This window comes from Streptomyces sp. NPDC021356, assembly GCF_040641015.1.
In the GTDB taxonomy this organism is placed as follows: Bacteria; Actinomycetota; Actinomycetes; order Streptomycetales; family Streptomycetaceae; genus Streptomyces.
The window spans coordinates 31,247-43,572 of sequence record NZ_JBFACU010000013.1 but is presented as its reverse complement, the minus strand read 5'-3'; the positions used below and the strand labels follow the sequence as shown (position 1 = coordinate 43,572).

Below are 12,326 nucleotides of genomic sequence, written 5' to 3'. Positions count from 1 at the left end.
CGAACGGAACGAGAAACACATGCGTGTGGAAGTGGACCAGCCCAAGTGTGTCGCCTCCGGACAGTGCGTCCTGATGGCCCCTGAGGTCTTCGACCAGGACGACGACGGCATCGTACGGCTTCTGAGCAGCACACCGGAGCCCGTGCACGAGGAGGAAGTACGGGAGTCCGCGGCGGTCTGCCCGGCAGCCGCGATCCGGCTCCTGGAGGAGTGAGGGTCCGGCGCACCGGGACTCCGTCCGCGTCCGGAGCAGGAGACCGGTGGGCAGACCGGGGCGCCCGTGCGGTGCGCGAGTCCGTCGCGCGGTCGCGGGCGCCGGGCGCCCCGCGGGCGGTCGGATCCGCAGGGCGCCCGGGCGGCCCCGGGCCCCCGGTGGCGGCAGGACGGTGACCTCGTCGTCGGCCGGCCGGAACCTGGGCGGGTGCCCGGGGCGGCGCCGGCCGCTTCAGCTCGGGGCGGCAGCCGAGCCCGTGTGGGGCGGGCCGCCCGGCGGTGGCACGTTCGGCGCGCACGTGCCGCCGGGCCGCCTGGGCGCGGAGGGGGGCAGGCCGCTCGCCCAGGCCAGGAGGGCCGGGTCCTCCAGGTCGCGCACCCACAGCGAGGACAGGTCGAGGGCGTCCGGACTGGGGCGGGAACCGACGCCGACCACACGCAGCCCGGCTCGCTTGGCCGCCCGGAGCCCGTTGACCGAGTCCTCGACGGCCAGCGCGTTCTCGCCGTTCGAGCCGAGGCGCCGTACGGCTTCCGCGTAGGTGTCCGGGTACGGCTTGGGCCGGATCGGGCCCTCGGGGACCACCACGTGCTGGAAGTGGTGGCGCAGGCCGACCGATTCGAGGCTGAACTCCACGAGGTCGGCAGGGCAGTTGCTGGCCACGGCGAGCGGTGCGGTACGGCTCAGCGCGGCGACCAGCTCCCGCGCACCCGACATGGGCGCCGGGTCGCGTGCGACCAGGGAGCGATAGGCCGCCAGGAGTTGTTCCGCCAGCTCCTGCGCGCAGTCGGGCCTGCCGATCAGATCGGCCATCAGGGCCCCGCAGTCGGTGTAGTGCAGGCCCTTGGTCCGCTCGGCGAACTCCGGGCCGGGGGCGTGGCCGAAGCCCCGCAGGACCACGCCGCGGGCGCGCTCCCAGTGCCGTTCGGAGTCCACGAGCGTGCCGTCGCAGTCGAAGACGACGGCTTCGGGTGCCCAGTCGGGGTCGAGGGTGTGCTGTCTCGTCATGTGCTTCGCCGTTCCTGGCGTGAGGTGCCATCGGGGTGGTGGGCGCCCGTCAGCGGCACGGACTCGGCCGCTGCGGCGCTTCGCTGGGCAAGAAGTGCGAAGCACGGGCGAACACGGCCGGCCGGCGGGCGCAGACGGGCAGTCGGCGCGGTGGACAAGCGCCGTCCGGTATCCGCAACCGGAACATAACGAACGTTACGCTCGACTGACTCATCCGTAGTCGTTTGCCTGCGCAATACGCACATGTGGGTGACGTCTCACTGGTAACGGAGTACGCCCCTGGCCGTCACCGCGCCGTCCTGCCGGAAGCGGAAGACCGCGGTACGGCCGTACGGTGTGCCCTCCACGACGGCCGGCGGCGCGTGTTCCGTGAACCGCGACGCGGTCATCCGCCCGGCGACCGGACGGACGAGGCGTCCGCCGCTGCGCAGGGCGATGGCCTGCCGCGCGGCCTCCAGCAGCGCCATGCCGGGTACGTGGTCCGTCTCGTGATCGAACAGGAACGGGTGGCGGGGGTCGGCGGGGTCCACCACCAGGGCGCCGTCGTGCAGCGCGACCAGCGCGTCCTCCTGCGACCACGTGCCGAGCAGGGCGGGCTGGGGCCGCGGGCGGCCGGCGGCGGCGTGCGGCGGCGGCGGCGGACCGGGGCGCGGCGCGTGACGGATCGCCGCGTAGCGTTCGGCCGTCAGGAAGCGTGCCCCGCCGTCCGCACGTGCGAACACCTCTCGCCCGGTGAGGAAATCGGCTCGCAGCCGCATCCGTGCCGTCCGCCCGGACTCGGGCGCCTCGACCAGGTGGGTGACCGAGACCCGGCAGGCGATCTCGGTGCCGCCGTGGGGCGCTCGCGGTTCACGGGCGGGGTCGATCCGGTACGAGACGTCGTCGATCAGGAACCTGTCGGTGGCGGGGGCGCCGAAGTGGCGCCGCGGGAGGTAGATGCCGAGCTGCCGCACGGTCTCGACGACCATCCACGGGCTGTGCCGGCCGTCGTGCCGGCGGGGGAACGTCGGATGCGAACGCGGCCACACCGCGGCGGCGCAGAAGGTCCAGCGGCCGCAGTGCCGTACGTCGGTCAGCAGCACTTCGGCCACCGAGACGCGGTGGACGAGTTCGCGGGGGACGGTGCGGGACCAGCTGGAGGGGGTCAGGCACGTCTCACCGGCGCCGGTGCCCTGCAGCCCGTCCGAGATGCGCGGCGCGCGCGCATTGCGCCCAGAGCCCATGGAAGGATGCTAATAAGCCTATTCTCGACGGTGCATGTCGAGCCTTCCCGGCGTTACGGCAAACGGGCTATATTCCCTTTCCCGATCTCCCCACAGGGCAAGGAACACCACGTGCACGAACGGGCGGAAGACACCCGCAGGGCGGTATTGCAGGCAGCCGCGCATCTGTTCTTCGAACGGGGTTACGCGGCAACCAGTATCTCCGACATCAGTGAACGGTCCGCCCGGACCAGCGGCGCCATCTATTTTCATTACTCCGGCAAGGAGCAGTTGGCCCGCGCGGTGGTCGAAGCGCACTTCGCCGCCTGGCCGGCCCTGATCGCCCGCCACGAGGACGCGGGCGCGCCGGCGCTCGAGAACCTCGTGCGCCTCAGTTTCGCGGTCGCGCGGGCGTTCCGTGACGACGTCTTCGTGCGGGCGGGCGCGCGCCTGTGGGCCGAACGCCGGTCGATCGACGTGAAGATGCCGCCGCCTTTCCTGGACTGGATCGCCACGGTGCAACGGCTGCTCGCCGAGGCCCGTACGGAAGGGGCGCTCGGTCCCGGGGCCGAACCGGGACGGGACGCCGCGACCCTGGTGTCCGGCTTCTTCGGACTGCACACGCTCTCCGACGCGCTCGACGAGCGGCGCCTGATCGAGGAGCGGCTGACCGCGTTCTGGCACCTGGTGCTCCCGGGCCTCCAACGCGACCCCGCGCCCGACGCCTTGCTCGCTCGGGCCAGGGAGGAATCCCCGTCCCTGCCACGGTGAGAAACGGCCCCGCCTGGCGAGAATCGGGGGATCGTCGGCATTTTCGCCTCTGTCGGCCGTGCGGCGCCCTTCATAGGCTCTTCGCAACAGTCGCTCAACCGCCGATCAGAAGGTGACGCACGTGTCCGACACGAAGAACGCCGGGAAGAACGCCGAGAAGAACACCGAGGAGCACGCCGGGAAGAACCACGAGATGAACGACGCCGAGAACAGCGAGAAGAACGTCACCCGGCGCGCGGCACTGGGGCGCGGCGTCGGCGTCGGATTCGGGCTCGCCGCGATCGGGGTGACCTCCGCGCTCGCCACGGCGGTGTCCGCTCCGCCCGCCGCCGCGGCTTCGCGGGCGAGCGCGGGCGGCGACGGCACGCCGTGGACCGCCGAACTCCTGCCGCGCACGGTGGCGGGGATCTGCATTCCCCGGGGTGAAGTGGCCCAGAAGGCCGCGACGTTCGCACGGCGTGCCTCCTCCGAGACCCTCTTCAACCATGTCATGCGGACATATCTCTACGGCTGTCTCCTGTTCGACCGACGCGGTGTGCAGTACGACCGTGAACTCGCGTTCATCGCCGCCGTCCTCCACGACCTCGGACTGGTCGAGGCGTATCAGAGCCCGGCCGAGCGCTTCGAGGTCGACGGCGCCGACGCCGCGCAGCGGTTCCTCCAGGGGCAGCGCATGCCGGCCGACCGTGTGGCGGTCGTCTGGGACGCGATCGCCCTGCACACCAACACCGGCATCGCGACGCGGAAGCGGCCGGAGATCGCCATGGTCTCCATCGGCTCCGGGCTGGACTTCGCCGGGAACGACCTGCCGAAGATCCCTTCCGACACCCTTGAGGAGATACTTGCCGCCTTCCCCAGGAAGGGTTTCAAGCAAGAGGCGATCGACACGATGCTGTCGCTGTGCCGCACCAAGCCCATGTCGGTCCTGATGCACCCCTTCGCCGAGGTCGGCCGCCGCCACATCCCCGGCTTCCCGGTGCCCACCGTGGAGGACCTCGTGCTGGCGGCACCGTTCGCGGAGTGACGGGGGCGCCTGGGCACGGGCGCCGCGCGTCCGGCCGAATCGGCTCGGGCCCGTGACACACGGGGCTCCCCGGTCCGGCGGCGAGGCGGTGATCCCTCACGGGGCGAACACCAGCGCTGTGCGGCGCCAGGGTGCCGGCCCCGACGACGGCTCAGCCGCCCTCGGACCCGACCGGCAGACGGCGGCGCCACCACCGGTCGGAACGCCACTGCCGATCAGTGGCGAACGGATCCGGCAGCGTGCGCCGCACGTACCGGTCGTCCAGCACACGCACTCTGCGTTCAAGCTCGGCGCGGGGCCGCGCAGGCAACTGCCGCACGACCTCGCCCAGCACGTCGCGCGCATGCCGTACGTCGTCGAAGGAGCAGCCGCGACAGCCGCACTCCGCCTGCCGCGGATAAAGGGGCCGTCGTCCCGGCGGTTGCAGAAACGCCCGATACCGGCGCAGCGCGCGGTCCGTGGCGCCGGGGTAGACGTAGTAGTCGCCCGAAAGCCTTTCTACTCGGGCTATCGCTACGCTGGTTCGGGCGGAGAGTCCGTGGATCCGGTCGGGAGGCAAGCTCCACGCGACACGGAGAGACTGTCCGGCGCGCAGAGCGCGGGGCCGCTTACGCGGCATCGGCCTTTCGGTACGGGTGCATGAGCACCATCATGCCAGTGGCTTTGCCCCGGTTGCCGGCCCGAAAGCCGCTTCCGGGTTCAGCGCTCCCCCCGGGGTGGCTCCGGCGTTCCGCTGATCGGCGTGCCCTGGTGGAAGTACATGCGCCAGCCCGTGTCCGTCAGGCGCCACAGAGAGCTTCGCCATGTGCGACGGCCCTGGTCGGTGGCGCGGTATGTCAGGTGGACCACGCCCGGTGCGAGGACGGCAGCGGACATTTCGCTGACCGCGACCGGCGACTCGGGGCACACCGAGCCGCCGCTCGTCACCGTGAGGATCGACTCCGCGTCCCAGCGGCGGCCGGAGGCCCCGAATTCGGTGAACTCCGGGTCGAGCAGCTCCCGTACCCGGGGCGGGGAAGCACGCACCTCGGGATCGAGGAGCCGCATTTCTCCGTCGATGGCTGCCTGTACGGCCCGCTCGTGCTCATCCGTCATGGGGAAAACCTACGACGACTCGGTGGTCGGCACACGGGGAGCCGGGCGGGTGAGTGCCACGCGGGGCGGCGCCGACTCGGGGGCGTGGCCGAAGTGGCGGGGGTCCTGAGTGCGGGCCGCGTCGCGACGGGCGACCAGCGATCCGGCGGGCGCCCGTCTGCCGTACCCGGCCCCGACGCTTGCGCGCGCATCGGGCGGCATCCAATCGCCGGGCAGGGCGGAGACACGCTTGACCGGCCAGGCCGGATCAGGCCGTCGTCGGCCGCCCCCGCCGGCCGGGGGTTGCGGTCGGTCGTGCCCTTCACCGCCGCCGGTCACAGTGCCGTGGCGGCGCGGACCAGCCCCGCCACCGCCGGCGAGCGGCTGTGCGGGGGCCAGGCGATGACCGTGGTGACGTGGGGGGCGTCGGGGACCGGCACTGCGGTGAGGCCGTCGCCGAGGCCGGTGCTTCCCGACTCCGGTACGACCGCGCACGCGCGGCCGAGGGCGATCAACTGGGTGAGCTGAGTATGGTCGCGCACCAGCGGGCCGGGCCCGTCCGGGCAGGTGCCGTCCGGGCGCGGCCAGCGCGGCAGGGGCAGGTCGGGAAGGCCGGTGACCTCGGCGAGCCGGAGGTGGGAGCGGACGCCGAGGGGGTGGCCCGCCGGGAGGATCGCGACCTGGGCCTCGGTGTGCAGGTCCTCGGTGTCGAAGCCGGTCGTGTCGTCGAACGGCCGGTGCAGCAGGGCCACGTCGGCCCGGCCGTCGCTCAGAACCCGGGACTGCTCGCCCGGCCCGCACAGCAGGACGTCCACGGCGACGGCGCCGGGCTCGGCGGCGTAGGCGTCCAGTAGTTTCGCCAGCAGTTCGCCGGAGGCGCCCGCCTTCGCGGCGAGGACCACGGCGGGACGGCCGGTCGCGGCCAGGGCCGCCCTGCGGGTGCGCCGCTCGGCGGCCTCGACGGCGTCCAGCGCCGCCCGCGCCTCCCGTAGCAGCACCGCCCCGGCCTCGGTCAGGGCGACGCCCCGGCTGCCGCGCTCCAAGAGGGCGGCGCCCAAGCGCCGTTCGAGCCCGCCGATCGCGCGCGACAGCGGGGGCTGCGCGATCCCGAGTCGCTGCGCGGCCCGGCCGAAGTGCAGTTCCTCGGCGACCGCGACGAAGTACCGCAGCTCACGTGTCTCCACCCCGCCAGCGTAACCGGGCAGGCCACGAGCGATACCCGGGCGGTATCGCCGCCCACCCGATCGGTCTTGGACGCCCCGCCGGGCGCGGCAGAAACATGGAGGCCATGAGCGAAACACGCAGCGAGACATACCGTGAGACACACAGCGAGACGGACAGCCGGACCGACGGCGGGCCCGACGTCGTGGACCGGCAGAAGGTCGCGTTGGTGACCGGGGCCAACAAGGGCATCGGATACGAGATCGCCGCAGGGCTCGGTGCCCTCGGCTGGTCCGTCGGGGTGGGTGCGCGCAGCGAGGAGCGGCGCGAGGGTGCCGTGGAGAAACTGCGGGCCGCCGGGGTCGACGCGTTCGGCGTACCGCTGGATGTGACCGACGACGCGAGCGTGACCGCGGCGGCCCGGCTGGTCGAGGAGCGGGCCGGACGGCTCGACGCACTCGTCAACAACGCGGGGATCACGGGCGGGGGCCCGCAGGAGCCCACCACGGTCGACGTGGACCGGGTGCGGGCGGCCGTCGAGACCAACGTGATCGGTGTCATCCGCGTCACCAACGCGCTGCTGCCGCTGCTGCGCCGCTCGTCGTCGCCGCGGATCGTGAACGTCTCCAGCACGGTCGGTTCCCTCACGCGCCAGACCACGCCCGGCGCCGAGACGGGGCCGATCTCCGTCGCCTACGCGCCGTCGAAGACGTTCCTCAACGCCGTCACCGTGCAGTACGCCAAGGAACTGGCCGACACGAACGTCCTGGTGAACGCCGTCTGCCCCGGCTTCACGGCGACCGACCTCAACGGCTTCCGCGGAGTGCGCACCCCGCAGCAGGGGGCGGCCTCCGCGATCCGGCTGGCGACCGTGCCGGACGACGGCCCGACGGGCCGGTTCTTCGACGACGAGGGCGAGCTGCCCTGGTGAGGGGGCGGCTCCCGGCAGTTCATGACCGGGGCCGCCACACCCCGGCCCATATGACCACGCCCGGAAGCCGGTGGTGGCCGTCCTCGGCGTCGCCCACGGTCAGTCCGTGATGATCGATGCGGGCGGGCCACGCGGGCTCGGTGTGCCCGGCGGCCGGGGCGCAGGTTGCTCGTGGTCGGCGGCGGACCCGCCTGCGAACTCACCTCCTCGTGCGGGACTGCCCGTTCCTGTTCCCCGGTTGGCGACCGCCCGGCAGGCCAAGTCGCAGGCGGGCATGCGCGAGCGGCTCGCCGGCCCGCTCGCCGAACCGGACCGGTCGGTCACGCGCTGCCCGTGGCCGCGCGTGCCGCGCGCCCACAGCGATCCGCTAGGCGGGCGAACGCGGCGGTGAGCTGGGGTGGGCCGACGTGGTCGATCTCGGTGTCGAAGCGGCCGAGGGCGGCGGCGAGCCCGGTCCATGACCAGGAGCCGAGGACGAGGCGGCAGCGGTGGGGGCCGAGTGCCTCCACGACGGCGTCGGGGGCGAACGGGGCGACGGCGTGGGCCGGCAGGTGGAGGACGGCCTCGCCGAGGCACGGCCAGTCGGTCGTGGTGCCGTCCGTACCGCGGAAACGGCCGGTGAGGAAGGCGGACGCGTCGTCGCCGGGCAGTGGTCTGGGGGTGAAGCGCGGCCCGTTGGGTGTGCGGATGGCGCTGATGCGGTCGGCGCGGAAGGTACGCCAGTCACCCCGGTCCGGGTCCCAGGCGAGGAGATACCAGTGGCCGCGCCAGGTGAGGAGGTGATGCGGCTGGGCCCGGCGCCGCTGGGTGCCGTCACCGTCCGTGCCGTGGGTGCCCGCACCGGCCGGGCTGCGGTAGTCGAAGCGCAGTTCCTCCCGGGCCCGGATGATCTCGCTCAGGGCGAGCAGGAGGTGCGGCTCGGCCGTCGCGCGGGTGTGCGTGCCGGCGGGCCGCACCGCGGTGACCTGGAGTGCGTCGATACGGTGGCGCAGGCGCGGGGGCATGACCTGGCGCAGCGTCGCCAGGGCGCGGGTGGCGTCCTCGCCGATGGCCGGGTCGGCGGCCGCCGTGTGCAGAGCGAGGGCCAGGGCGACGGCCTGCCCGTCGTCGAAGAGCAGCGGCGGCAGTCGCGTGCCGGCGCTCAGCCGGTAGCCGCCCGCGGGGCCCTTGGCGGTGTGAATGGGGTAGCCCAGCTCGCGCAGACGGTCGATGTCGCGGCGCACGGTGCGCGCGGTGACACTGAGGCGTTCGGCCAGGTCGTCGCCCGACCAGTCGCGGTGCGTCTGCAGCAGCGAGAGCAGGGCCAGCAGCCGGGAGGACGTTTTCTGCATGACAGCATTGTGGAGCCGGTAGAGGACACATCCTGTCCGCTACCGGTGGAATGGTTCTCGCGTCGGGTCCGGAGCGACAGCTCCGGACCAGGGCCGCGGCCACCCGGCCGCGGCCCGTCATCGATCGCGAGGAGAAGCGCCATGTCCGTCACGACCACCACCCACCTGAACTTCCGGGGCCAGGCTCGCGAGGCCCTGGCGTTCTACCGGTCCGTGTTCGGCGGCCGGTCCGTCGCCGTGACCTACAAGGACGCGGGTGCCGTACAGAACGAGGCCGAGGCGGACTGGGTGATGTGGGGCGAGGTGGCCGGGGACGGCGGGTTCCACGTCATGGCCTACGACGTGCCCTCCCAGCTGCCCTGGGACCAGGGGCAGAACCCGTTCTTCGTCTCGGTGCGCGGGGACGACGCCGAGGAGATCCGCTCCCTGTGGGACAGGCTCGCCCAGGGTTCCGCCGTCGTGCGCCCGCTGGCGCAGGCCCAGTGGGCCCCGCTGTACGGGATGCTCACCGACCCCTTCGGCGTGACGTGGGTTCTGGACGTCACCGCGCCCTACAACGGCTGACCACTCCCCCGCCGGCATTGCCCGTCCCGGGCCGCACACGCACCGCCCACGGCCCGGGGGTGGGCCCCTCACGCGAAAGCGACGATCACAGCATGCTCACGCGACAGCTCGACGGCCCGCACGCCGCAGCCGGAGCCGGGATCGGCGTGCCGCGGCGCAGGCGGTCGCCATGACCGTTCTCACCTCACGCGGACTCAACCGGGCCACCCTCGCCCGCCAGTACCTGCTCGAACGCAGCGCCGCGACAGTCACCGACACGGTGGCGCACCTGTGCGGCCTCCAGGCGCAGGAACCGCAGGAGCCGTTCGTCGGACTGTGGTCGCGGATGCGGGAGTTCACCCCCGACCGGCTCGACGACGCGCTGACGCGACGGCAGGTCGTGCGCACCCACCTGATGCGGCGCACCCTCCACCTGGTCACCGCCGCGGACGCGCTCCACTGGCGCCCGCGCCACGACACGATGCTGCGCCGGCGGGTGCTGGGCACCTACCGCCGCGAGCTGGCGGGCGTCGACCTGGACGAACTCACCGCCGCGGGGCTGGCCGTCATGTCCGACGGCCGGCCCCGCACGATGGCCGAACTCGTGTCCGCCCTGGAGGGCCGCGGGCCCCAGCCGCCCCGCCGCGTACTGGGCGAACTGCTCGTCGCCGCGCTGATCCCCGTGGCTCAACTGCCGCCGCGCGGCCTGTGGAGGAGAACCGCGGGGGTCCGCAACCTGCCGCTGGCCACGTGGCTCGGCAGGAGCGGCACGAGCCTCGCGCCCCCTGCCGGGGACGACGCCGACGCCGTCGGCCGGGACCTGGTACGCCGCTACCTCGCCGCCTACGGTCCCGCCGCCACCGCCGACATCCGCGCCTGGAGCGGGCTGGCCGGACTGCCCGGGGCGGTCAAGGCGCTGCGCGGGGAACTCGTCGGCTTCCGGGACGAACGCGGACGCGAACTGCTCGACCTGCCCGACGCCCCGCGGCCGGACGCCGACACCCCCGCCCCCGTACGCTTCCTGCCGGCCTTCGACAACGCGATCCTCGGCTACCACGACCGCAGCCGCATCATCGACGACGCACACCTCGGTCTCTCCGTGGCGGGCCGGCGCGTCGTACTCGTCGACGGACGGGTCGCGGCGAGGTGGGTCACGGAGTGCGGACGCGTAGGGGTCACACCGCTGAGAACCCTGTCGGCCCAGGAGAAGAGGCTCGTCCGGCAGGAGGCCGACCTGCTGACGGAATTCCTCGGACGCCCTCCAGGGGGCGGTCCTCAGCAGGGCGCGGGGAACAGCGGCGGGTTCAGGCGGGCGAACCCTTCCTGACGTTCGTAGGGGAAGTAGGGGTAGGGCGCCGGGCGGTGGCCGGCCGCGTCGAGCCTCGCCGTCTGCTCGGAGGTGAGGTTCCAGCCGACGGCGCCGAGGTTCTGGCGCAACTGCTCCTCGTTCCGGGCGCCGATGATGACCGAGGACACCGTCGGCCGCTGGAGCAGCCAGTTGAGGGCGATCTGCGGGACCGCCTTGCCCGTGTCCTCGGCGATCTCCTCCAGTGCGTCGGTCACCCGGTAGAGGTGGTCGTCGGCGACCGGCGGGCCGTAGTCGGCGGTGCGGTGCAGTCGGCTGCCGGGCGGCAGCGGCGCGCCGCGGCGGATCCTGCCGGTGAGGCGGCCCCAGCCGAGCGGGCTCCAGACGATCGCGCCGAGGCCCTGGTCGAGGGCGAGCGGCATGAGTTCCCACTCGTAGTCACGGCCGAGGAGGGAGTAGTACACCTGGTGGGCGACATAGCGCGGGTATCCGTGTTTCTCGGCGGTCGCGAGGGACTTCATCACCTGCCAGCCGGAGAAGTTGGAGACGCCGACGTAGCGCACCTTTCCCGCCTGTACGAGGGTGTCGAGTGTGGACAGCACCTCTTCGAGCGGTGTTCCGGCGTCGAAGGCGTGGAGCTGGAACAGGTCGAGACGGTCGGTGCCCAGCCTGCGCAGGGCGTCTTCGCACGCGGTGATCAGCCGGGAGCGGGAGGAGCCCGCGTCGCCCGGCCGGTCCCCCAACGGCAGGCTGGTCTTGGTGGAGATGATCACCTGGTCGCGGCGGCCCTTGATCGCTTTGCCCAGCACCTCCTCGGAGGCGCCGGCGGAGTAGACGTCGGCGGTGTCGAACATCGTGATCCCGGCGTCCAGGCAGATGTCCACGAGGCGGCGTGCCTCCTGTGCGTCGGTCGTGCCCCACGCGCCGAAGAGCGGGCCCTGCCCGCCGAAGGTACCGGCGCCGAAGCTCAGCGCGGGGACCATGAGTCCGGATGCGCCCAGTCGTCTGTATTCCATGTCTGACCCCTTCCACGGACAGCCCTCACTAACGGGTCTATAGTTTCGTTAGCTGTCGACCAAGGTAGCAGGGTCGGCTGATTAATGGAACTGGAGTGCCGTTATGACGGATGAGGTCGAGCCGGGAACCGTACGGCCCGGAGGGCGCACGGCCCGGGTGCGCGAGGCGGTGCTGCGGGCTGCCGAGGACGCCCTGACCGAACAGGGCTTCGCCGGCCTGGACCTCGCCGACATCGCGCGCCGCGCCGGGGTGGGCAAGACGACCGTCTACCGCCGCTGGTCGACGGTCACGGGGCTGCTGGCCGACCTGCTGCAGGACATGGCCGAGCAGTCCGTGCCGCGCACCGAGACCGGCTCCCTGCTCGGCGACCTGAAGGCCAACGCCCTCCTGGTGCAGCGCACCCTGACGGACCCGCGGCAAGGGGCGCTGTTCCAGGCACTGGTCGCCGCCGCCACCTGCGACGCCAGGACGGCCGCCGCCCTGCACCGCTTCTACGACGTCCGCGTCAGGGAATGGGCCCCCTGCGTCCAGCAGGCCGCCGCCCGGGGCGAGGTACCCGAGGACACCGATGCCCAGGAGGTGATCCGCGCCGTCTCCGCCCCCCTCTACTACCGGCTGCTGATCAGCGGCGGCCCCCTCGACGAGACCGCCGCCGACCGGGCCGCCGAGGCCGCCGCGACCGCGGCACGCGCAGGCGCGTACACCCGGGACGGACGGCAGTCCGGGTGACCGACCCGGCCTGGTCTG

13 protein-coding genes are annotated in these 12,326 nt (G+C 73.0%); 7 read left to right on the top strand and 6 right to left on the bottom strand.

Features of this window, described 5'->3' with window-relative positions; all coding sequences use genetic code 11:
- Nucleotides 1-19 precede the first annotated feature (19 nt).
- Entirely contained in the window at nt 20-214 is a 195-nt protein-coding gene (locus AB0G56_RS19180; RefSeq protein WP_360970604.1) for a ferredoxin, read from the top strand.
- Nucleotides 215-445: 231 nt separating this feature from the next.
- Here AB0G56_RS19180 and AB0G56_RS19175 read toward each other — a convergent pair whose 3' ends face one another.
- Together AB0G56_RS19175 and AB0G56_RS19170 are read right to left on the bottom strand one after the other, a co-directional pair.
- A complete protein-coding gene (locus AB0G56_RS19175; RefSeq protein ID WP_360970602.1) occupies nt 446-1,219 on the bottom strand; it encodes an HAD family phosphatase in 774 nt (257 codons plus the stop codon).
- Nucleotides 1,220-1,476: 257 nt separating this feature from the next.
- The gene (locus AB0G56_RS19170; protein ID WP_360970600.1) at nt 1,477-2,442 is read right to left on the bottom strand and encodes a ScbA/BarX family gamma-butyrolactone biosynthesis protein; all 966 of its coding nucleotides are present in this window, start codon (nt 2,440-2,442) and stop codon (nt 1,477-1,479) included.
- A 30-nt stretch (nt 2,443-2,472) separates the two neighbouring features.
- Between AB0G56_RS19170 and AB0G56_RS19165 the strand changes: the two genes are divergently transcribed.
- Nucleotides 2,473-3,192 (top strand): ScbR family autoregulator-binding transcription factor, encoded by a 720-nt coding sequence (locus tag AB0G56_RS19165; protein ID WP_360970598.1) that lies wholly within the window; start codon nt 2,473-2,475, stop codon nt 3,190-3,192.
- Nucleotides 3,193-3,313: 121 nt separating this feature from the next.
- Nucleotides 3,314-4,216, top strand: a complete 903-nt coding sequence (locus tag AB0G56_RS19160) for an HD domain-containing protein (RefSeq protein WP_360970597.1) — start codon at nt 3,314-3,316, stop codon at nt 4,214-4,216.
- Between the two features lie 699 nt (nt 4,217-4,915).
- Here the strand turns inward: AB0G56_RS19160 and AB0G56_RS19155 are convergent.
- Nucleotides 4,916-5,311, bottom strand: coding sequence for a DUF4440 domain-containing protein (locus AB0G56_RS19155; protein WP_360970595.1), 396 nt, complete (start codon nt 5,309-5,311; stop codon nt 4,916-4,918).
- A gap of 314 nt (nt 5,312-5,625) precedes the next feature.
- The gene (locus tag AB0G56_RS19150) at nt 5,626-6,474 is read right to left on the bottom strand and encodes a LysR family transcriptional regulator (protein ID WP_360970593.1); all 849 of its coding nucleotides are present in this window, start codon (nt 6,472-6,474) and stop codon (nt 5,626-5,628) included.
- Between the two features lie 182 nt (nt 6,475-6,656).
- On the opposite strand from AB0G56_RS19150, the gene AB0G56_RS19145 reads away from it, so the two are divergent.
- The gene (locus tag AB0G56_RS19145) at nt 6,657-7,382 is read left to right on the top strand and encodes an SDR family oxidoreductase (RefSeq protein ID WP_360970881.1); all 726 of its coding nucleotides are present in this window, start codon (nt 6,657-6,659) and stop codon (nt 7,380-7,382) included.
- 320 nt (nt 7,383-7,702) lie between these two features.
- Here the strand turns inward: AB0G56_RS19145 and AB0G56_RS19140 are convergent, their stop codons facing one another.
- A complete protein-coding gene (locus AB0G56_RS19140) occupies nt 7,703-8,713 on the bottom strand; it encodes a WYL domain-containing protein (RefSeq protein ID WP_360970591.1) in 1,011 nt (336 codons plus the stop codon).
- Nucleotides 8,714-8,854: 141 nt separating this feature from the next.
- On the opposite strand from AB0G56_RS19140, the gene AB0G56_RS19135 reads away from it, so the two are divergent.
- Nucleotides 8,855-9,277: a VOC family protein gene (locus AB0G56_RS19135; protein WP_360970589.1), complete on the top strand. Its 423-nt coding sequence runs from the start codon at nt 8,855-8,857 to the stop codon at nt 9,275-9,277.
- Nucleotides 9,278-9,446: 169 nt separating this feature from the next.
- Entirely contained in the window at nt 9,447-10,583 is a 1,137-nt protein-coding gene (locus tag AB0G56_RS19130) for a winged helix DNA-binding domain-containing protein (RefSeq protein ID WP_360970587.1), read from the top strand.
- Here the strand turns inward: AB0G56_RS19130 and AB0G56_RS19125 are convergent.
- Nucleotides 10,532-11,578, bottom strand: a complete 1,047-nt coding sequence (locus tag AB0G56_RS19125; RefSeq protein ID WP_360970586.1) for an aldo/keto reductase — start codon at nt 11,576-11,578, stop codon at nt 10,532-10,534. The two genes, AB0G56_RS19130 and AB0G56_RS19125, sit on opposite strands and share 52 nt — an antisense overlap.
- A gap of 103 nt (nt 11,579-11,681) precedes the next feature.
- Here AB0G56_RS19125 and AB0G56_RS19120 point away from each other — a divergent pair, with 103 nt between their 5' ends.
- Nucleotides 11,682-12,308, top strand: a complete 627-nt coding sequence (locus AB0G56_RS19120; RefSeq protein ID WP_360970584.1) for a TetR/AcrR family transcriptional regulator — start codon at nt 11,682-11,684, stop codon at nt 12,306-12,308.
- Nucleotides 12,309-12,326 lie beyond the last annotated feature (18 nt).

Excerpts from the sequence above, each read along its gene's own strand:
- AB0G56_RS19180 (WP_360970604.1), top strand. The coding sequence starts at position 20 with ATGCGTGTGGAAGTGGACCAGCCCAAGTGTGTCGCCTCCGGACAGTGC.
- AB0G56_RS19175 (WP_360970602.1), bottom strand. The coding sequence starts at position 1,219 with ATGACGAGACAGCACACCCTCGACCCCGACTGGGCACCCGAAGCCGTC.
- AB0G56_RS19170 (WP_360970600.1), bottom strand. The coding sequence starts at position 2,442 with ATGGGCTCTGGGCGCAATGCGCGCGCGCCGCGCATCTCGGACGGGCTG.
- AB0G56_RS19155 (WP_360970595.1), bottom strand. The coding sequence starts at position 5,311 with ATGACGGATGAGCACGAGCGGGCCGTACAGGCAGCCATCGACGGAGAA.
- AB0G56_RS19140 (WP_360970591.1), bottom strand. The coding sequence starts at position 8,713 with ATGCAGAAAACGTCCTCCCGGCTGCTGGCCCTGCTCTCGCTGCTGCAG.
- AB0G56_RS19135 (WP_360970589.1), top strand. The coding sequence starts at position 8,855 with ATGTCCGTCACGACCACCACCCACCTGAACTTCCGGGGCCAGGCTCGC.
- AB0G56_RS19130 (WP_360970587.1), top strand. The coding sequence starts at position 9,447 with ATGACCGTTCTCACCTCACGCGGACTCAACCGGGCCACCCTCGCCCGC.
- AB0G56_RS19125 (WP_360970586.1), bottom strand. The coding sequence starts at position 11,578 with ATGGAATACAGACGACTGGGCGCATCCGGACTCATGGTCCCCGCGCTG.
- AB0G56_RS19120 (WP_360970584.1), top strand. The coding sequence starts at position 11,682 with ATGACGGATGAGGTCGAGCCGGGAACCGTACGGCCCGGAGGGCGCACG.